This window comes from Janthinobacterium sp. NKUCC06_STL, from assembly GCF_019345455.1.
Taxonomy (GTDB): domain Bacteria; phylum Pseudomonadota; class Gammaproteobacteria; order Burkholderiales; family Burkholderiaceae_D; genus Janthinobacterium; species Janthinobacterium rivuli.
The window spans coordinates 452,533-471,474 of sequence record NZ_JAHKQY010000002.1 but is presented as its reverse complement, the minus strand read 5'-3'; the positions used below and the strand labels follow the sequence as shown (position 1 = coordinate 471,474).

The 18,942-nt window shown below is 62.9% G+C and carries 21 protein-coding genes; 14 read left to right on the top strand and 7 right to left on the bottom strand.

Translation table 11 applies throughout. The features are described 5' to 3' along the window. Positions 1–8 precede the first annotated feature (8 nt). Positions 9–902, top strand: coding sequence for a LysR family transcriptional regulator (locus KO539_RS11065; RefSeq protein WP_219309216.1), 894 nt, complete (start codon positions 9–11; stop codon positions 900–902). Positions 903–905: 3 nt separating this feature from the next. On the opposite strand, the gene KO539_RS11060 is transcribed toward KO539_RS11065, so the two are convergent. Further along, positions 906–1,700, bottom strand: coding sequence for an SDR family oxidoreductase (locus KO539_RS11060; RefSeq protein WP_099401968.1), 795 nt, complete (start codon positions 1,698–1,700; stop codon positions 906–908). Between the two features lie 189 nt (positions 1,701–1,889). Here KO539_RS11060 and KO539_RS11055 point away from each other — a divergent pair, with 189 nt between their 5' ends. From KO539_RS11055 to KO539_RS11025, 7 genes are all read left to right on the top strand, one after another. Beyond that, a complete protein-coding gene (locus KO539_RS11055; RefSeq protein WP_219309215.1) occupies positions 1,890–2,297 on the top strand; it encodes a MerR family transcriptional regulator in 408 nt (135 codons plus the stop codon). Further along, positions 2,294–2,947 (top strand): SMI1/KNR4 family protein, encoded by a 654-nt coding sequence (locus KO539_RS11050; RefSeq protein WP_219309214.1) that lies wholly within the window; start codon positions 2,294–2,296, stop codon positions 2,945–2,947. Before KO539_RS11055 ends, KO539_RS11050 begins: the two co-directional genes overlap by 4 nt. 113 nt (positions 2,948–3,060) lie before the next feature. Continuing rightward, positions 3,061–3,612, top strand: coding sequence for a DUF4142 domain-containing protein (locus KO539_RS11045; RefSeq protein WP_219309213.1), 552 nt, complete (start codon positions 3,061–3,063; stop codon positions 3,610–3,612). A 73-nt stretch (positions 3,613–3,685) separates the two neighbouring features. Continuing rightward, on the top strand, positions 3,686–4,072 hold the full coding sequence (locus KO539_RS11040) for a hypothetical protein (RefSeq protein ID WP_219309212.1): 387 nt from the start codon (positions 3,686–3,688) through the stop codon (positions 4,070–4,072). Positions 4,073–4,086: 14 nt separating this feature from the next. Next, positions 4,087–4,524: a hypothetical protein gene (locus KO539_RS11035; protein ID WP_219309211.1), complete on the top strand. Its 438-nt coding sequence runs from the start codon at positions 4,087–4,089 to the stop codon at positions 4,522–4,524. A 239-nt stretch (positions 4,525–4,763) separates the two neighbouring features. Next, the gene (locus KO539_RS11030; RefSeq protein ID WP_307789077.1) at positions 4,764–5,231 is read left to right on the top strand and encodes a cache domain-containing protein; all 468 of its coding nucleotides are present in this window, start codon (positions 4,764–4,766) and stop codon (positions 5,229–5,231) included. Positions 5,232–5,291: 60 nt separating this feature from the next. Next, on the top strand, positions 5,292–6,842 hold the full coding sequence (locus KO539_RS11025; protein WP_257626233.1) for a methyl-accepting chemotaxis protein: 1,551 nt from the start codon (positions 5,292–5,294) through the stop codon (positions 6,840–6,842). On the opposite strand, the gene KO539_RS11020 is transcribed toward KO539_RS11025, so the two are convergent. Then, positions 6,839–7,921, bottom strand: a complete 1,083-nt coding sequence (locus KO539_RS11020; protein WP_219309210.1) for a hypothetical protein — start codon at positions 7,919–7,921, stop codon at positions 6,839–6,841. The two genes, KO539_RS11025 and KO539_RS11020, sit on opposite strands and share 4 nt — an antisense overlap. An 11-nt stretch (positions 7,922–7,932) precedes the next feature. Continuing rightward, positions 7,933–8,364, bottom strand: a complete 432-nt coding sequence (gene cadR, locus KO539_RS11015; protein ID WP_035818887.1) for a Cd(II)/Pb(II)-responsive transcriptional regulator — start codon at positions 8,362–8,364, stop codon at positions 7,933–7,935. A 99-nt stretch (positions 8,365–8,463) separates the two neighbouring features. Between cadR and KO539_RS11010 the strand changes: the two genes are divergently transcribed. From KO539_RS11010 to KO539_RS11000, 3 genes are all read left to right on the top strand, one after another. Beyond that, positions 8,464–10,767: a heavy metal translocating P-type ATPase gene (locus KO539_RS11010; protein ID WP_219309209.1), complete on the top strand. Its 2,304-nt coding sequence runs from the start codon at positions 8,464–8,466 to the stop codon at positions 10,765–10,767. 85 nt (positions 10,768–10,852) lie between these two features. After that, positions 10,853–12,298: an alpha/beta fold hydrolase gene (locus KO539_RS11005; protein WP_219309208.1), complete on the top strand. Its 1,446-nt coding sequence runs from the start codon at positions 10,853–10,855 to the stop codon at positions 12,296–12,298. Positions 12,299–12,325: 27 nt separating this feature from the next. After that, a complete protein-coding gene (locus KO539_RS11000) occupies positions 12,326–13,369 on the top strand; it encodes an alpha/beta fold hydrolase (protein ID WP_219309207.1) in 1,044 nt (347 codons plus the stop codon). A gap of 4 nt (positions 13,370–13,373) precedes the next feature. Here the strand turns inward: KO539_RS11000 and KO539_RS10995 are convergent, their stop codons facing one another. Continuing rightward, complete coding sequence (locus tag KO539_RS10995; protein WP_374106399.1) at positions 13,374–14,852, bottom strand: MFS transporter; 1,479 nt, start codon at positions 14,850–14,852, stop codon at positions 13,374–13,376. 127 nt (positions 14,853–14,979) lie between these two features. Beyond that, positions 14,980–15,558: a GNAT family N-acetyltransferase gene (locus tag KO539_RS10990; protein WP_219309204.1), complete on the bottom strand. Its 579-nt coding sequence runs from the start codon at positions 15,556–15,558 to the stop codon at positions 14,980–14,982. 96 nt (positions 15,559–15,654) lie between these two features. Between KO539_RS10990 and KO539_RS10985 the strand changes: the two genes are divergently transcribed. Genes KO539_RS10985 through KO539_RS10975 form a run of 3 tightly spaced genes read left to right on the top strand, consistent with a single transcriptional unit; the run spans position 15,655 to position 17,304 of the window. Next, on the top strand, positions 15,655–16,536 hold the full coding sequence (locus KO539_RS10985; RefSeq protein ID WP_219309202.1) for a LysR family transcriptional regulator: 882 nt from the start codon (positions 15,655–15,657) through the stop codon (positions 16,534–16,536). A 57-nt stretch (positions 16,537–16,593) separates the two neighbouring features. Further along, positions 16,594–16,815: a DUF6434 domain-containing protein gene (locus tag KO539_RS10980; protein ID WP_219309201.1), complete on the top strand. Its 222-nt coding sequence runs from the start codon at positions 16,594–16,596 to the stop codon at positions 16,813–16,815. A 30-nt stretch (positions 16,816–16,845) separates the two neighbouring features. After that, positions 16,846–17,304, top strand: a complete 459-nt coding sequence (locus KO539_RS10975; RefSeq protein WP_176390152.1) for a hypothetical protein — start codon at positions 16,846–16,848, stop codon at positions 17,302–17,304. Between the two features lie 3 nt (positions 17,305–17,307). Here the strand turns inward: KO539_RS10975 and KO539_RS10970 are convergent, their stop codons facing one another. Both KO539_RS10970 and KO539_RS10965 read right to left on the bottom strand, forming a co-directional pair. Then, positions 17,308–18,363 (bottom strand): FAD-binding oxidoreductase, encoded by a 1,056-nt coding sequence (locus KO539_RS10970; protein WP_176390153.1) that lies wholly within the window; start codon positions 18,361–18,363, stop codon positions 17,308–17,310. 22 nt (positions 18,364–18,385) lie between these two features. Next, positions 18,386–18,928, bottom strand: coding sequence for a GNAT family N-acetyltransferase (locus KO539_RS10965; RefSeq protein WP_219309200.1), 543 nt, complete (start codon positions 18,926–18,928; stop codon positions 18,386–18,388). Positions 18,929–18,942: the final 14 nt, after the last annotated feature.

Below are 18,942 nucleotides of genomic sequence, written 5' to 3'. Positions count from 1 at the left end.
GTATAGCCATGAGCAATTTACACAAGCTGGACTTGAACCTGCTGCTGACCCTGAATGCCTTGCTGATTGAACGCAACGTCACGCGGGCGGCGGCGCGGCTGCACCTGAGCCAGCCTTCCGTCAGCGTGCAGCTGGGCAAGTTGCGCGCCGCTTTCGACGATCCGCTGCTGCTGCCCGGCCCGCGCGGCATGCTGCCCACTGCGCGGGCGCTGGGCCTGTTCGCGCCCTTGCAAGCCGTGCTGGCCCAGCTGGAGCAAGTCTTGCAGCCGGAGTCTGTGTTCGAGCCGGCCACGGCCGAGCTGTGCTGGAATCTGGCGGCGGCCGATGCCACCGAATACGCGATTTTGCTGCCCATGCTGCCGGCTCTGCGCGCGCAGGCGCCGTTGTCGCGCATGGCCGTGTTCGAAGCCGTGCCCGCACGCATGGCGCACGATCTGGAAAGCGGCCAGGTCGACCTGGGCTTTTTGGCCCGGGAAGAAGCGCCGCCTGGTTTACGCCACCGCACCCTGTTTACCGAACACTACGTGCTGGCGGGCCGCCACGACCACCCGCTGCTGCAGGCACAGCCGGGCCTCGATCAATTTTGCGCGCTGGAATTCATCGTCGTCTCGCCCAACGGCGGCGGTTTCCGCAGCAACGTCGATACGGCGCTGGAACTGTTGGGACGAACGCGCAAGGTGGTGCTGTCCGTGCCGCACTTTCTGATCGTCCCACCCTTGCTGGCGGCGTCCGACATGGTGGCCCTGCTGCCGTCGCGCCTGCTGAAAAATGCGCTGGGCGGTCTGCGCACGTGGGAACCGCCCGTCAGCCTGCCCGACTACGAGATGGCCATGGTGTGGCACGAGCGCATGCACCTGGATCCGGCGCACCGCTGGCTGCGCGAGCGCATCATGGCCTTCTGACCCCTATGCCGCCTTCGGCTTGAGCATGCCTTCCACGATGCCCAGCACGGTCTGGCGCGGCAGCAAGCGCGGCAGCCAGGCCAGCAACCGGTTAGGCCGGCCCGCCACATGGCTGCTGCGGCCCCGGTCCAGCGCCCGCAGCGCTTCATCGACGACGGCTTGCGGATCCATGCGCTTTCCCACGGCCGCTTCGGGCGCGGCCACCACGTCGAAGAAGGCCGTCTCGGTTGCGCCCGGGCACAGGGCCAGCACGCGCACGCCGCGGCTGCGGTTTTCCGCCCACAGCGCTTCCGAAAACGACAGCACGAAAGCCTTGCTGGCGCCATACACGGCCATGTAGGGATCGGGCTGCAGGGCCGCCGTGGACGCCACGTTGATGATGGCACCCCGTCCTTTTGTCAGCATGTGCGGCAAGACGCAGTGCGTCATTTCCATGAGCGCCGTGCAATTGACGGTCACTTCGGCCGTCTGGCGCGCGAGATCGATGCTTTCGAAGCGGCCGTGCGTGGCGAAGCCCGCGTTATTGATCAGTACGTCGGGCGCCATGCCCATCGACCAGGCTTGCGCATGGGCTTGTGCCGCGGCGCCGGGCTGGCTCAGGTCGGCCACCAGCGCGTGTGCGCGGATGCCGTGGCGCTGGGAAAGTTCCTTGGCCAAATTGTCGAGCACGGCGCCGGAACGGGCCAGCAACAGCAAATGGGCGCCGCGCGCGGCCAGGGTTTCCGCAAACACGCGGCCGATGCCGGACGAGGCGCCCGTGATCAGCACGGTCTGGTTGGTGAAATTGAAAGCGGTCATGGCAGTGGTGTGGAGTAGATGAGGTTTTCACTGTAAACTGTCGACTTTAGTCCACGGTCAAGCGTGGAACGCAAAAAAGTGCGCATGGCTGCGTTGCATTGGCTTGCCGTACTAACGTACTGTCTGCGCCAATACGCCTTGCCCTGCACATTTTTCGCGTTCCACAAATTAGTAGAAAGTCAAAAAACTATGCGCATCGGAGAAATCACCCGCCTGACGGGCGTCAGCAAGGACACCGTGCGTTTTTACGAGCGCCAGGGGCTGCTGGATGAAGCGCCGCAGCCGGGTCTGACGAACAACTATAAAGAGTACTCGGCGCAAGCCTTGCGGCGCATCGAGCTGATCGGTCACGCCAAGGCGCTGGGTTTTACCTTGAAGGAAATTGCCGAAGTCATTGCCGTCTGGCAGGAAAATGCGCTCGATGCGCAGACCAAACGAGCTATGCTGGAAACGAAAATTGCCCAGATCGACGACAAGGCCCGCTCGATGGCCGTGCTGCGCGCCGGCCTCGTCGATGCGCTGGCCAAGGTGGAGACGGGCTGCACCGATGCGGCGCCAGTGCGCGTAGACGAGAATAAATACAAGGAGAATCAATGAGCAACCATTACACGCGCTACCGCCACCTGGCGATCGAGGGCGCCAAGCCTGCCCCCACGGCGCAGCAGATCGCCGTCATCGAAGCTTTGCTGGAAGCACCGTTGCCGCCCGCCTTCCTGGCGTTCTTGCAAGTGGCCAACGGCGCTTATTTTGATTACACCAGCGATGTGCCGGACGGTAATGGCGGCGTAGAAAAAATGGGCTTCAATACCTTCTTCAGCGCCGAAGAAGGCGATTTCTGCGATGAAACCTTGGTGGGAGAAATTCGCGCCGCGCGCAAGCATACGGACATGCCGGCGCGCATCCTGCCGTTCGCCCGCGATGGCGGCAATTCCATGGTCTACCTGGACCTGACCGAGGAAGGTGGCGGCCGCGTGCTGGCCTATGTGCAGGAATTGCCGGACTGGACGGGCAAGCGCGCCCACGGCCTGATGGAACTGGCGCCCTCGTTCGACGCCTGGCTGGACAGCCTGTACATCGACCGCGACACGGTACTCGACGAACTCGAACACAGCGTCTCGGAGCCATCGCACCTGGACGCGATGGCGGAATGGCTCGATATTGGCATGCCCGGCTGGCGCCGCGATGCCGGCATCGCGGCCTTGTTCACTCTGAAACAAGTTGAATTGTGCGCTAACGAACAGGACTAGTCCTACGGGGATTATCGTGCGTGTCCTATGGGTGTGCGCAGGCTGCTGGCTTAACATTGTCATCAGCTTGCAGAAAAAACCACTCATGCACCCATGATATGAAAGGATTTCCCATGCCTATTCCTACCACCAGTTCCCGTACCCCCTCCCTGAAAAGCGTAGCCATCGGCGCCGCCGTGGCGCTGTTGAGCGGCATTGCCATCAACAGCATCGCCGCTGCCGCGCCGGGCGCGTACGACAAGCAATTCCTCAGCAAGGCCGCCGATGCGGGCAGTACGGAAATTGCCGCCAGCAAAGTGGCGCAAAGCAAAAGCAGCAATGCGCAAGTAAAGGCATTCGCCGATGCCATGGTCACGGATCACACGAAAGTGGCTGACGAGCTGAAACAGCTGGCCAGCAGCAAGCAGATCGAGGTCAGCGACCAGCCCGGCAAGAAACACCAGGCGCAGATTGACAAGCTGAGCCGCCTGGAAGGTGCGCAGTTCGACAAGGAATATGCGGCCAGCATCGGCGTGGCCGCGCACAAGGACGCCGTGAAACTGTTTTCGGATGCCAGCCAGAAGGCGAGCGATCCCGACATCAAGGCTTTTGCCGCGAAAACCTTGCCAGCGTTGCAACATCACCTGGAAATGGCGAATACCTTGCATGCGGCGGTGGGCAAATAACCAAGTTGACGGCAAGCATGTCTGCTCTTGACATACAATGCCGCAACTTCGTTTTCGGCCATGCCATGACCTCATGCAGCTACTCAAGAAAACCGGCCTGATCGCCGCCGCCTTCCTGCTCATCATTGTGCTGGCAGGCTGGCTCTTCATCAAGGTAAGCGCGGCGCGCAATGCCACCGTCTATGCACAGCAGTGGAACGACCAGGGCACGTGCGTGATCAAGACCTATGTACCGCATTACGGCAACGGCGTGCCGCAGAACATCGTGCGCGCGCTGAGCACCTCCACCTTCTTCCGCGTGTACCACAAGGATGGCACTTTGCTGGAAAGCACGGAATGGGTGCTGGACATGCATGAAGACGGCATCCTCGACTATGCTCGCTGGGGCCAGAACCAGAATCGCGCCATCTACCCGACCGACCTGGGCCACGAAGGCTGGACCTTGCCAGAATGCGCGTAAACGGGGGAACCATCATGCAAGAACTAAAACAAAAGGCGCTGCGCGGCCCCTGGAGCGACGCTCTCTACGTTCCCACCTTGTACCATTTCCTCAGCCCTTTCGACGTGTATGACCGCGAACACACCCTGGGCGTCGAGTTCGACACCTGGGACATGAACGATCCAGCCCAGCGCGCGGCGCTGATACGGCGCGACATCACCTCGCAATACAAGGAGCTCAGCTACCGCCACCGTCACGCGCTGGTGGCCGTGCTGGCGCAAGCCTTGCAAGACCCTGCCTACGATTTCCAGGCCATCCTCGAACACGACCCCGAGAGCACATACGCCCTGCCCGTGCTGTGGGACGAAATGGACGACCCGCGCGCCTTCTTTGCCGATATCCACCGTCTGGTGCGGCAAGATTGGCGCGACGATCTGGCGCGCGCGGCGGCGGAAGACCCGGCCAGCTGGTAGCGCGGCACTGGCGCCACACTATCGACACGATAGCCTGCGCCTGCCTTCCCCCTATGACATATCGATTGCGGCATCGTGCACGCAACGTTGCAAAAACGCCCGTCTGAAAAAATATCTGTTGCACCAGCGCATCTTCGCTGGCATCGCGCTACCATGCACCGTCGGCATTCCGATAGGCGCCGCCTCACCGCGCCGGTTCCCCACCGGCGTCCCTCTGCCGCAATGTGAAGGAGATTCTCATGCCCAAGTTCGCCCCTGCCATGTGCCTGTCGCTCATGCTTGCCGCCGCTACTCTGCCGTGTATTGCCAGCGCTGCCGAAGGCGGCGCCACGCGCGCCGACGCGGAAGCCATGGTCAAGAAAGGCGTGGCCTACATCAAGAGCGCCGGCGACGCCAAGGCGTATGGCGAGATCACGGCCAAGTCGCCGCAATTCATCCTGCACGACCTGTACCTGGTCGTCTACAAACTCGACGGTACGGTCGCCGCGCATGGCGCCAACCAGAAAATGGTGGGCAAGAACTTGATGGAGCTGAAGGATATCGACGGCAAGGCTTTCGTCAAGGAACGAGTCGACCTGGCCAAGAGCAAGGGCACCTTCTGGCAGGAATACAAATTCACGAATCCGGAAACCAAGAAGATCGAACCGAAGGCGATGTACTGCGAAAAGCTGGCCGAGACCGTCGTCTGTGGCGGCATTTACCTGTAGCCAGCCGCCGCGCCGCCAGTGCCGGGATGGTTTTCCACTCTCTTGACGATATGGGTTCCGATGAAAATCGCACAGAAGATGTTGATCGTCCCGGTGGTCGCGCTGGCTTGCCTGCTGGCCATGGGGGCCTTGTCCTACTTCGCCATGCAGCAGAACGAGCAGCGCATGCGCGAACTGAAAGACGTGACCCTGACGGCCGAGCGGCTTGCCAATCAGCAAGCCATTGCCCTGGGCCAGGTGCACGCCGACGTGTATGCGAAGATCGCCATCGCCGCCAGCCTGTCGGAGGAACAGTTCAAGCAATTCGGCGCGCAAACGGATGGCCAGCTGAACGCCATCGCGCAAGGCTTGAAGGAATTGCAGAAATTCTCGGGCGCCGCCACGGAAGCGGGTCAGGCGCTGCCCGGCATCGAGCGCTACCGTGCCAGCGTGGCGCAAGCGCTGGATCTGGCGTCCATGGATCCGAATACGGGCGTGGCGGCGATGCAAAATGCCGCCGGACACTACCAGCAAGTGCGCGGACAGTTGCGCCAGGTGCTGCTCAACCTCGACCACCGTACCGTTGATGCCTTGCAGGAAACAAAAAATGCGGGCCAGCGCGCCGGCTGGCTGTCGCTGGGCACCATGGCCGTCGGCTTCGCCCTGCTGGCCCTGATCGCCACCTGGGTGGCGCGCTCCGTGGTGCGGCCCATCGATGACGCTTGCCGCGCCGCCGAATCGCTGGCCGCCGGCGACTTGACCACACGCATCGAGGCGCAGGGCGACGATGAAGTGGGCAAGCTGTCGCGTGCCCTGGCCACCGTGCTGAAGAACTGGAACACTTTATTGGGCGAGATACGCCAGGCGGGCTCCACCATCACGGTGGAAGCGAGTGAAATCGCGCTCGGCAATGCGGATTTGTCGGCCCGCACGGAGTCGCAGGCCCATTCCTTGCAAGAAACGGCAACATCCATGCACGCCCTGACCGATACCGTGCGCGAGAATGCCAGCCACGCGCACCAGGCCAATCAGATGGTGTTGTCGACGTCGAACGTGGCGCTGGAAGGCGGTCGCGTGGTGGGCCAGGTGGTCGAGACGATGGGTTCGATCAAGGCCAGTTCCGGGCGTATCGTCGACATCATCGCCGTCATCGACGGCATCGCGTTCCAGACGAATATCCTCGCCTTGAACGCGGCCGTGGAAGCGGCGCGCGCGGGCGAACAGGGGCGCGGCTTTGCCGTCGTCGCCACCGAAGTGCGGGGCCTGGCGCAGCGCTCGGCCACGGCGGCGCGCGAAATCAAGCAGCTGATCGAGGATTCCGTGGCCCGCATAGAAACGGGCAGCGAGCTGGCCGACAGCGCCGGGCGCACCATGGGCGATATCGTTGCCTCCGTCCAGCAGGTGACGGAAATCATGAACGACATCACGGCGGCCAGCCAGCGCCAGAGCAAGGGCATCGAGGAAGTCAACAATGCCATCACGGAAATGGATGAATTGACCCAGCGCAATGCCGCCCTCGTCGAGCAATCGGCCGCCGCCGCGCAAAGCATGCAGGACCAGGCGCATGATTTATTGCGCGTGGTCGACGCCTTCCGCCTGGGTGATGGCGGCCCGCCTTTGCTGCCGCGTTAGCGCCGGTCCGGCATGGCGGCCCTGGCACAGGCCAGCATTTTCCTGCCCGCCGCGGCCAGCGCGGGCTCCTGATCCGTCTGCAAGGCGCTGCCCCGGCTGTTCTGATCGTCGTAACTGCCCAGCATGGCAGCATACAGCGAGGCCTGGTCCTGCAAACGCCAGGTGGCGCTGCGGGAATTGCCGGGCGTCTCAGGCATACTGGCGCTGAAGTAACTATACAGGCCGCCGATCTGCTTCTTGTGCAGCCATTCCATCAATTGCACGATGCGGTACTGTTCCAGCAGGCTCAATTTGCTGACATTCACGCTGGACAAGGCGTAATACAGTTCCAATCGGGCCATCCAGTTGCCCTTTGCGCCGGCCGCCACCAGCCCTTCCCAGGCGGGGCCGGAGCGCACATCACGCACGGCGCGCGGCGCGCCTATCCAGGCATCGACAAAGGCTTGGTCCGGCACGGGGCCGTAGTCATCGGGCGCACGGCAGACGAACTGACGCGCATCGGGCCCGCCATCCTTGAGCGCGTCGCCAATCTGTTTGGCAATCTTGTCGCCGATGCCCAGCAGGCGCTTGCCATAGCTCTCTATCGTCCAGCTCGAAGGCAAGCGCCCCAGCCAGGCCAGAGCATCGTCGTTGGCGCGGGCTTGCACCGCATAGGCGGCGATCCTGGCCTGCATCTTGGCTTCTTTCTGCTGCTCCGCCAGCTTGCGCGCATCCTGCTCTTCATCATGGCGGCTCGTGGTTTTGGCCAGTTGCATGCATTGCTGGAAGGCATCTGGGGCGCCCTGCCAGCATTGCGCCGGGACCTTCAGTTGCCAGCGCATGCTGACGGTTTTCAGGATATAGTTTTCTTCCCCCTCCTCCGCCTTGACATAGGCGCGGCCGTCCGCCTTTGTCACGCCTTTGCTCAGTTGCTTGCCGCCAACCGTGCTCCAGGTATACGGGTCATCGTCTTGCGGCACGCCGGGCGCGGCGTACAGGGTCAGGTAGTAGCTGGCTGCGGCGGGCGCATCGGCCGCCTGGCAGAGTGGCGACAGCAGGGATAAGGTCAGTAAAGTCTTTTTAGGCAACAGTTTCAGCATGCAGCAATCGTTCAATGAAGTTCGGTATGGCAGGCGCAGTCGTGGCCGCTGGCGGCCTCGGACAGGTTTTGCAGGATGGCGCAGTCCTGCGACGGCTGCGGCTGGTCGCATTGGTGGCGCAAGGTCACCAGTTGCTGCTGCAATATTTGTAAATTCGCCATTTGCTCGGCGATGCGCAAGATGTGGTGGTCGAGCAATTCATTGACGCTGTGGCAGCCTTCGGCCGGGTTGTTCTTAAATTCCAGCAAGGCGCGGATGTCCGTCAAACCGATCTGCAGGGAGCGGCAATGGCGGATGAATTGCAGCCGTTCCTGGTGTTCTTCGCGGTACTCGCGGTAGCCGGCGCTATTGCGCCCCGGTTCCTGCAGCAAACCCGCCTTTTCATAGTAACGCACAGTTTCCACGTCACAATCTGTCCGTTTGGCCAGTTCTCCGATACGCATGGCATCCCCTTTTCATTCTTTCATGCAAATTCTGCTTGACCCTGTAGCGGCTACAGGCTTTCTAATGGAAGCATACACGAAACCGGAAGGACGAATGCGATGCCACACGATAGCCATACTCATACGCACGACCACGCGCACAAGCATGACCATAAGCACGACCATGAGCACAAGCATGACCATGCACCCAAGGCGGACAGCTGCTGCTCCAGCCAGCATGCGTGCTCGTCCACGCCTGCCGACGCGTCCGCACCGGCCCTGCCCAGCGCAGCCATCGCCGGCGCGAGCACGGCCAAATACCGTATCGCCAACATGGATTGCCCCACGGAAGAACGGCTGATCCGCAACAAGCTGGGCAATATGGCTGGCGTCGTGGGCCTCGATTTCAACCTGATGAACCGTGTGCTCGACGTGCACCACACGCTGCCTACACTGGCCACGGTGGAAGCGGCCCTGCACGGCATCGGCATGGAAGCGATCCCCATGGCAGCGGACGCCGCCGTTGCGCGCGACCCGAACGAAGGCAGCCTGAGCACTCTGCAAAAAGGCTTGCTGGTCGTCTCCGGCCTGGCTGCTGCTGCCGCCGAAGCGCTGGCCTGGACCACGCATGAAGACAGTTCGCCCCTTGTCATTGCCCTGGCCCTGCTGTCGATTGCCACGGGCGGCTGGCCGACCCTGAAAAAGGGCTGGATTGCCCTGAAAACGTTCACGCTGAACATCAATTTCCTGATGAGCCTGGCGGTTTTCGGCGCCGTCGCCATCGGCCAGTGGCCGGAAGCGGCCATGGTCATCTTCCTGTTCGCCATTGCCGAGCTGATCGAAGGCTTGTCGCTGAACCGGGCGCGCAATGCCGTGCACAGCCTGATGCAGCTGGCGCCCGACACGGCGACGGTGGCCGACGCCAGCGGCGCCTGGCAGCCAGTCTCCGTCGCCACGGTGGCCATTGGCACCCTGATGCGCGTGAAACCGGGCGAGCGCATCGCCCTTGACGGCATCGTGCAAAGCGGCGAGTCGTCCGTCAACCAGGCGCCGATCACCGGTGAAAGCATGCCGGTAGACAAGGCCGTGGGCGACGTCGTGTATGCGGGCACCATCAATGAACGGGGCTTGCTCGACGTCACGGTGACAGCCAACAGCGGCAACAGCACCCTGGCGAAAATCGTCAAGGTGATCGAGGAAACACAAGGAAAACAGGCGCCCACGCAGCGCTTTGTCGACAATTTCGCCCGCTACTACACGCCGGCCGTCGTCGTCTTCGCCATCCTCGTGGCCGTGCTGCCGCCCCTGCTTTTCGGCGCGCCCTTCATGGACTGGATCTACAAGGCGCTGGTGATGCTGGTGATCGCCTGCCCGTGTGCGCTCGTCATTTCCACCCCGGTCACGGTCGTCAGCGGCCTGACGGCGGCCGCGCGGCGCGGCATCCTGGTGAAAGGCGGGCAATTCCTGGAGACCGGTTATCGCATCAAGGCCATCGCCGTCGACAAGACGGGCACCTTGACCATGGGCAAACCGGCCGTCACGGACGTGGTGGCGCTCGAGGGCAGCAACCGCGACGCCATCCTGCTGCTGGCCGCCAGCCTGGACGCGAACTCGGCCCACCCCCTGGCCGCCGCCATCGTCAAGGCCGGTCCGCCCGCCGGCAGCCACTTGCCCGTGACCCAGTTTACCGCCCTGCATGGACGCGGCGTGCAAGGCAGTATCGATGGCCAGACGTATTACCTGGGCAATGCCCGCCTGATGACGGAATTGAAGGTCTTGACGCCGGCACTGCAAGCCATCCTGATGCGGCTGGAGCAGCAGGCGTACACGGCCATGGTATTGGCCACCTCGGCCGGTGCGCTGGGCGTGATCGCCGTGGCCGACGTGCTGCGCCCGACGGCGGCGTCCGCCATCGCCAGACTGAATGCGCTGGGCGTTACCACCGTGATGCTGACGGGCGACAATGTGCTGACGGCGCAGCGCATCGGCGATGAAGTCGGTGTCAGCCTGGTCAAGGCGGAGTTGCTGCCGGAAAACAAGCTCGATGAAATCAAGGCCTTGCAGCAGCAATTCGGCGTGGTGGCCATGCTTGGCGATGGCGTCAACGACGCCCCGGCCCTGGCGCAGGCCGACATCGGCTTTGCCATGGGCGCGGCCGGCAGCGACACGGCCATCGAAACGGCGGACGTGGCCCTGATGGATGATGAACTGGGCAAATTGCCTGAATTCATCAGCCTGAGCCAGCGCACGCGCAACATCCTCGTGCAAAACATCAGCTTTGCCATCGGCATCAAGGCCGTGTTCTTCGGCCTGGCCTTGGCCAGCATGGCAACCTTGTGGATGGCCGTGTTCGCCGACGTGGGCGCCAGCCTGCTGGTGGTGGCGAACGGTCTCAGGCTGTTGCGTGGCAGCAAGGCCAAATAAATCCACGTGGAAAACTTTCCATCTGGACAATTGGTGTAAAAAACGCTACTTTGGCAGCTGTTCCCCACAGCCGCCAAAGTAGCCGATGACCTTACTGCCCCGCCTGACCCTGCTGGCTGTACTGCTTTCCAGCGCATCCTTGCATGCCGAACCGATGTTCTTCACCCCCTGCTCCGATACGGCCGCCCCCGGCAGCCTGTGCTCGGGCTTGAACGTGCCCGGCAGCTACGATGACCAGGGCCGCGCCGTGGGCGATACGGACGCCATGCACGTCTTCGTGCGCAAGTTTGCCGCCGATGTACCTGCCGGCAAACCCGCCAAAGGCACCCTGTGGCTGGTGGCGGGCGGTCCCGGCGAATCGGGCGCCTCGTTCTACCGCTTGCTGCCCACCTTGCGCCGCAGCTTTCCCGGCTTTGAATTCCTCATCCCCGACCACCGCGGCACGGGCCATTCTTCGCGCCTGTGCAAGGTGGAAGAGTCGGAACAAAGCCCCGGCGGCCGCGCGCTGGCGGGCGCCGAATGGGGCAGCTGCTTTGCCGGCCTCAACCTTGTACCGGAATACGCGGGCCAGTTTTCCATCACGATGGCGGCGCGCGACTTGCAAGCCCTGATCGAAGGCGAACGCAAGGTCAAAGGCAAACAGCCGCCCGCCTATGTATACAGTGTGTCGTATGGCACGCAACTGGTCTTGCGCACCTTGCAGCTGGGACCGCTGCCCGTCAAGGGCGTCATCTTCGACTCCTTGGTGCCACCGCAAACGGATGCGCGCTGGGATTTGAGCCAGCGTTCGCACGTGGTCAACACGGTCGGCATGCAGGTGCTGGCCGAATGCGACGCGGATGCGGCTTGCCATGCAGCACTGGCCGAGCCGGCCGCGACCTTGTACCGCCGCGTGCTGGACAAGACGCAAGCGGACCCCGCCCTGCTGGCAAAAATTCCCGGCAAGAACCTGAAAAACTTCCTGGGCGGCATGCTTGACGTGCCAAACGCCCGTGTCCGCATTCCGTATCTGCTGCGCGAGCTGGACCATGGCGGCGAGACGGAACTGGCGTCCGTACGCGTTACCTTGACGCAGGCGGCAGCCAGCCTGGGCAGCTATCCCCAGTCGCCGCTGTCGATTCCGCTGGTTAGCATCATCAGCAATTCGGAAAACAATCTGCAGCCATCGCTGCGCCCCAACTGGGCCGCCGCCGACATCGACCGCGATGAGGCGGACTTGCTGTTTACCAGTCCCCTGCCCCGCATCCTGCTGGGCGGCGGCTTGCCGACCTACCCGCGCGACGCTTATTTCGGCGCCTTGCCGGCGAAAATGCCGCCGACCTTGGTGCTGCAGGGAACGCTGGACCCGAAGACGCCGTACGCGGGCGCGCAGGCGCAAGTGCAGGCTTTGACGCAGAGCAAGGCCGGCAAGGTGGCCCTGTCCACCGTGCGGAACGCCCCGCATTTCATTTTATGGACGGCGCCCGCCTGCTTTGAACAGGCCAGCACCCGCTTTATTGCCGGCAAGCCGGCGCAGGATTGCACGCTGTAGTTTTCCCACTATATAGAAGAGGACGATATGCGCATCACAGGCCTGGCATTGCTGCTCTTAACTTGTTTCAACACGGCGCAAGCGGCTCCCGTACCTGCGTGTGCCTCGCCCACGCAGGCCGTGCGCGAACAAGGCTATGTGCCCATCAACGGCATCGCGCAATGGATCACGGTCACGGGCGCCGCCTGCGGCAATCCCGTGATCCTGTTCATCCATGGCGGCCCCGGCAACGCGCTGAGTCCGTATGCGGATGCCATCTACGCCGGTTGGGAACGCCACTACACCCTGGTGCAATGGGACCAGCGCGGCGCCGGCATGACGTATGCAAAACAGCAGCCGACGGAAGACATGACCTTGACGGTGGAACAGATGCGCGACGACGGCATCGCCGTGGCGCGCTATATCGAACAGCATCTGGGCCAGCAGAAAGTCATTTTGATGGGCAGTTCCTGGGGATCGATACTGGGCGTGCACATGGCCAAGGCACGCCCCGACCTGTTCCACGCGTATATCGGCACGGCACAGGTGGTCAATGCGCGCGACAATGAGACCGGCATGTACCGGGAAGTGATGGCGCTGGCGCAAGCGGCTGGCGATACCGCCACGGTGGACAAGCTGACGGCGCTCGGTGCGCCGCCATGGACGGATCCGCGCAACTTCGGCATCTTGCGCCGCTTCGACCGCAAATATGAAGGATTGGCAACGGATCCGCCACCGAAACACTGGTGGCAGCCGGCGCCGTTCTACGCCACGCCGCAAGCGCTGGCGGATGCCGAGGCGGCCGATGACTACTCGTACATCCAGTTCATCGGCCTGCGCGGCGACGGCATGTTCGCCAAGGTCGACCTGCCCGCGCTGGGCACGCGCTTTGACTTGCCCGTGTTTTTCATCATGGGCGAAGCGGACTTGCTGACCTCGCCCGTCATCGCGCGCACCTACTTTGACAGCATCACGGCGCCGGCCAAAGGTTTTACCGTGGTGAAACGGGCCGGGCACGACCCCAACCAGGCCGTGCACGACGCCCAATGGACGGTCTTGCGCGACAAGGTGGCGCCGTTGCTGCAGCGTTGAACCATTAAACTGCGCGGCGCGCCCGCAGATGCAGGTGGCGGATGGTGGCTGCGGCCGCCATCAGGATGGCGGAAGCCGTTGCCAGCACGACAATAAACGCCTTATCGAAGGCCGAGCGGGCCAGTTCCGACACTTGCAAGCCCAGTTCGGCCGGCAATTGCTCGGCGGCCAGCAGCGCCGCATCAAGGGTGTCGTGGGCGTTCGGCAAGATGCCAGCGCTTTCCGGAATCACCAGGGTGGCGCTGTAGACGGCCGACATAATCGTGCCCAGCACCGTCACGCCGATCACGGCGCCCAGTTCATACGACACTTCCTCGATCGACGCGGCCATGCCGGCTTGCTGGGGAGCCACGTTCAGCATCACGGCGCTCGACGCGGCCGTCATGACGGCACCCAGGCCCAGGCCGAGGATCACCAGGCTGGCCACTTGCGCCGAGACGGCGGCGTCATGCAGCACCAGATACGCTGCCATGCCGATGCCGGACAACAACAGCGAACCCCACAACACCTTGGCCTTGTCGGCGCGCGGCAGCATGAAACCCGTCAGCGGCCCCGCAAACACGGACGCCAGCGGCAGCGGCAACAACAACAGACCCGCTTCCAGCGGCGATAACTCACGCACCAGCTGCATGTGCTGGCTCAGCGCCAGTTCCATGCCGATCAGGGCGGCGGACGCCACCATGGCGGCGGCCACGGCACTGGAAAACGGCAGTTCGCGGAACAGGGCGAAGTCGATCAGCGGCTTGGCTTGCCGCTTCTGGCGGCGCACGAATTTGAGCATGAAGAAGGCGCCCACGGCGAAAGCAAAGGCGGCCAGCGCATACGACGGCTGCGACTTGCCCAGTTCCTTGATCGCATACACGCCACCAAGCAGGCCCATCATGATTTGCAGCGAGCCCTTCAAGTCCCACGGTTTGTCACGGTTACCGGCCCGTTTCGGCAGGACAACGGCGGCCAGCACCAGGGTCAGCAGCACGATGGGCACGTTGATCAGGAAGACGGAACCCCACCAGTAATGTTCCATCAGGAAACCACCGAGCACGGGGCCAAACGCGGCGCCGCCGGAGGCAATCGCCGCCCACACGCCGATGGCGAACGAGCGCTCACGGTTATCCGTAAAGGTCAAGCGGATGATGGACAAGGTGGCGGGCATCATCAAGGCGGCGCCGATGGCCAGCAGCACGCGGGCAAAGATCAGCCATTCCGGCGCGGGCGAAAACGCGGCGCACAGCGAAGCGATGCCGAACACGGCCAGACCGGCAAGGAAAACGGGTTTGTGGCTCAAGCGGTCACCGAGGGTGCCGAGGCCGGGCAGCAGACCGGAGACAACCAGCGCGTACACGTTGATGATCCACAGTTTTTGCGAGGAAGTGGCCTGCAAGTCGCGCGTCAGCGCGGGCAAGGCGGTGTAGAGCACGGTCATGTCGACCACGATGAGGAACAAGGCGCTGGAGACGATGGCCAGCGTCAGCCATTTTTTCATTGGATGCATAAACAACTCTTGGATTTAGTGTAACTTTTAACAACTATCTGTTTGGATAAAGCGGGTGCTGCGCAAATATTTACGTTCCAGGCTGCCACGGGCCTGGGCTTGTCGGGGGCGGCGGGCGTCAGCCACGGTCGCCATCCTTGTCATCCACGGCGGAGGTCATCGCGTCGAGTTCGCGCAGCATGACGACGGACACTTGCTTGAAACCGCGTCCCTGGAAGAAGGTCTGCGCCGTCAGGTTGTGCGCGCCGCATTCGAGGAACAAACGGGCGATGCCGTGGTTGCGCAACTCGCTTGCCACCCACTCCACCAGCTGGCTGCCGATGCCGCTGCCGCGCACGGAAGGCAGCAAGACCAGGTCGTCCAGCGCGGCGAACGATTTCGAAGCGCGCTGGCGCGTGTCGATGGAGACCAAGGCCATGCCGACGATGGTCTCGCCCGACGTGGCAACGGCGAGCAGGGTCGAATCGCCATGCGCCCAGTCATGCGACAGGGCAGCGCGGATTTCGCCACGGATGACCTCAGGCAAGTCCGCGCGCCAGTTGCCCGGTGCATCGGCGCGCTCGCCCTGCAGCTCCGAATGGGAGATATAGTCGGCGCTGACGTTGTCGAGGTAGAGCTTGCAGAGCGTATCTTCGGCGGTGGCGTCGTGGCACCAGCTGAAGCTGATGGCGGGTGAATTGGCCTGGGCGTTTTTCATGGCGGATCTCGTGTTATTGACAATGAAAGGCATTTTATGTCGCCCCTGAATGGCATTCAAGTTAAAATCCATCTGCAAAACAGATAGGTGGATGCCATGCAATGGACTTTGGAACAAATGCGCTACTTTGAAGCGGCCGTCGCGGCAGGCTCTTTCTCGGGCGCGGCGCGCCGGCTGGGCCGCGCGCAATCGGTGGTCAGCACCTCGATCGGGCTGCTGGAAGCGGAATTCGGCGTGGAGCTGTTCGACCGCTCGCGCCGCAGCGCCGTACTGACGGAAGCGGGCAAGGTGATGCACCTGGAAGCGTGCGAACTGCTGCGCCAGGCCGAGCGATTGCAGCTGCGCGCCCAACTGCTGAGCGAGGCGCCCGAAGCCCAGTTGACCCTGGCGCTGGACGAAGCCCTGCCCTACCTGGCCATCGGCACCCTGGTCAAGGAACTGGCGGCGCGCTACCCGGCGCTGGAACTGGTGATGCTCAACGCCACGGCGTCCGAGGTGGCGCAATACGTGGAGCAGCAGCAAGCCGACGTGGCCTTCCACTTCGACCGCGGCCAGATTTCTCCCGTGCTGGAACAGCAGCACATCGGCAGTGTGGCGCAAGGCGTGTTCGTGGCCAAAGGCCACCCCATGGCCCACGGCCAGGAAGTCAGCCGCAACGAGCTGACCCGCTACCGCCAGCTGATCATGGATTCTGAGCTCAACCGCGAACACGCGTTCAGCCCCGCCGTCTGGTTTTCCGACAGTTTCTACAGCATCGCGGAAATGGTCGCGGACGAGCTGGGCTGGGCAATTCTGCCCCTGAACATCGCCAATTACGACAATTACAAGGGGTATCTGCAGGAAGTGCCCTGCCCTGCGCTGGCCTTGTCGCGGCTGCCGGTGCGGCGCTTGTCGATTCACGGCAAAAAACTCAGCGAGACGAGTTTGTGGCTGACGACCAGGTTGGCGGAGTTGTTGCTCGATGGGCCAAGGGGGTGAGACGACTGGACACCCATGATCTAGAATGGCACGCTCTGTACATTCAAGGGAAACAGCATGAATTTCGATTGGCACGGTAGCGTCATTACCCGGCAAACAAGCGTCGACGCCCACTATAAAAACACGCAAAACGTCAGGCGCTTCCTGTTGGATCAGTGCGGCCCCGGATTCAGACTGGACCGTGATCTCATGGCCTGGATACGCGATGGCGCCGCCAAAACCATGGGCGATGTGGCCGATGAATGGATGCGTCGGCATACTCAAGCCGGCGATGCATAAATAAATATTGATAAGTACTGAAAGCTTTACATGATTCAATCAGCTGTCCTCAACAACTGGCTCGCCATGGCAAAAGACGATGCCGTGGAAATTGATCCCGACGACATCAACCACGAAGCCCGAACCAATATGTGGAGCTTTTCGCCCACGGACGAGGAAACGCCGCAGATCCATGCGGCCGATATCGTCGAGTTCATTGGTGAGGTGATCGCGGCGCGCAGTAGCGCACTCGCTGGCGAAGACATGCTGTTCTATTGCTGGCACGATGCGCAATGCCGGCAGTTGCGCTACAGCCTGGTGTCGCGCTCGCATGGCCGCTTGCCGTTTCGTTGCGAGTTGCGCGAAACGCAGGATTTGGCGCTGATCGCCGAGCGCGTGGTGAACGGGGACTGGCGCAACGAACATTATATGCAGTCACCATCGGAGAATGACGATGAGCAGGAGGCAGCGCCATTCGTCCTGCCCGTGTTCGTGGTGCCTGTGCCGTAGGAATCAGCACGCCAGAAAGCGCGCAGGCCGGCAAGCCTCCAGGGCTGACACGGGCTTGTCAGTGACGATTTCCTCGCTGGCCAGCTGCCCCACGATGGCTGCCAGCACGACACCCGGATGCATGGCGCACACGTACGCGCCTTCGACCTGGGGCAAGTAGCCGACGATGGGCACGCCATCGGCCGGCATGGGACGCAGGCCGATGCCGGCGAATTCTGGCGCGATGGCCTCGGCTCCTTCCAGTTCATTGCGGATCGCGCTGGCCGTGCGCTGCACCATGGCGGCGGGCTGGTTTTCCGGCGCGTCGTCGAGGTAATCTTCCGCCGCCAGCATGGTGCCGTCCTCGCCTTGCCGCACTTCCATTGCATGGCTGGAAATAATGCCGTGCACCAGGCCCGGCGGCGCCTGGTAGCGCATGAAAATGGCGGGCGAGGCGTGGATGGGCAGGCTGGCGCCCAGCATCGCCGCCAGCGCAGCAGTTCCCGTGCCTGCCGCCAGCACGACCACGTCCGCTTCCATGAGGCCAGCGGCCGTTTTCACGCCCGTCACCCGCGCGTCCTGGACCACAAAACCCAGCACAGGCGTATGCGTGCGGATGGTCGCGCCCAGCACCCGGGCCGCTGCCAGCAAGGCGTGTGTGGCGGCAACGGCGTCGAGCGCGCCCTGTTCCGGCTCAAAGATCGCCTGTTCCGGCGGCTGCCGCAGACGCGGTTCAAGCTCGGTGATGCGCGCGCGGTCTATCAATAGGGACTCGGGCGACACCCGTCCATCCTGCGTGCCATACGACAAGGCTCCATGCCAGCGTACCGTCAAGCCGGGCACCTGCGTTTCCAGCCGGCGCCAGGCCGCGATGGCGCCGCCGCGCAGGGCCGCAATGGGGTCAATCCCGGCACAGGACGTATTAATCCAGGCAAACGACGTACCCGTCACGCCGCAAGCGATGCCGCCCGCCTCGACCACGGTGACTTTTTTACCCTTGCTGGCCAAGTGATATGCGAGCGAGGCGCCCACGATGCCGGCGCCGATGACGATGATGTGCTGGGGCTTTTCGCGATTCATATCTGTCAATTTTGTTTATTTATCACAGGGCATAGTCTACCCCAGCCGCCCGCAAATCCAGCACATAGGCATGGCCATCGACAACCTTGCCTGCCACGATGGCAATATCGGGCACGGCCGTTCCCTGCACGAAACCGCAGCGTTCCAGCACGCGGATCGAGGCCGCATTGCCGTCGATAGCGTAGGCGCACAGACTGGCCAGCCGCCACTCGTCTTGCGCCAGGGCGATCAGGTGGTGCAGCGCGGCCGTGGCCAGGCCCTTGCCCGCTTGTTGTTCTCCGATGCGGTAGCCGACTTCGGCCATTTGCGCTTGCCGGTCAATGTCCTTGAGGTTGGCGCGGCCGATCAATTGCCCGTGTTCGTCGACGATGACGCAGGGGTGCATGCGGCCCTGTGCGTGCTCGTCCAGGAATTGCGCGACGTGCGCCTGGATGCCGTCAGCGCTGTAAAAAGTATCGGGACGCCGGTCGATATGGCGCTCGAACCAGGCCCGGTTGGCGACTTCGAAGGCCAGCAAGGGCGCGGCATCGTCCGGACGCAGGGTGCGAATCGTGTGTGTACTCATGGGGACTCCTGCAA